The organism is Bacillus sp. SIMBA_008, from assembly GCF_046535495.1.
In the GTDB taxonomy this organism is placed as follows: domain Bacteria; phylum Bacillota; class Bacilli; order Bacillales; family Bacillaceae; genus Bacillus; species Bacillus subtilis.
This window is the reverse complement of sequence record NZ_JAWRWL010000805.1, coordinates 1-256: the sequence shown is the minus strand read 5'-3', so window position 1 is coordinate 256 and position 256 is coordinate 1. Positions and strand designations below refer to the sequence as shown.

The window sequence follows — 256 nt, the reverse complement described above, 5'->3', positions numbered from 1 at the left end:
AATCCCTCTTACCAAGCTTTCAAACATGGTGTGGAAGGATTAACAAAAGCTGCAGCATTTGAATATGGCGTAAGAGGAATCAGAATTAATTCTTTAGCACCCGGTGCAATAAAGACTCCTATGCTGACTGCAGCTTTAGAGAGTCAAAATCTTACCGAAGAAGATATCATTCCAAAAATGAGTTTAGTTGGAAGATTGGGTGATGTGAAAGAGGTAGCACAGGGAAGTCTTTTTTTAAGTTCAGATGAAGCCAGCT

1 protein-coding gene is annotated in these 256 nt (G+C 39.5%); it reads left to right on the top strand.

The window, feature by feature from the left end; translation table 11 throughout:
- Window positions 1-256 (top strand): SDR family oxidoreductase (locus tag SB658_RS25540; RefSeq protein WP_410603244.1); only part of this gene is annotated, 256 nt, incomplete at both ends.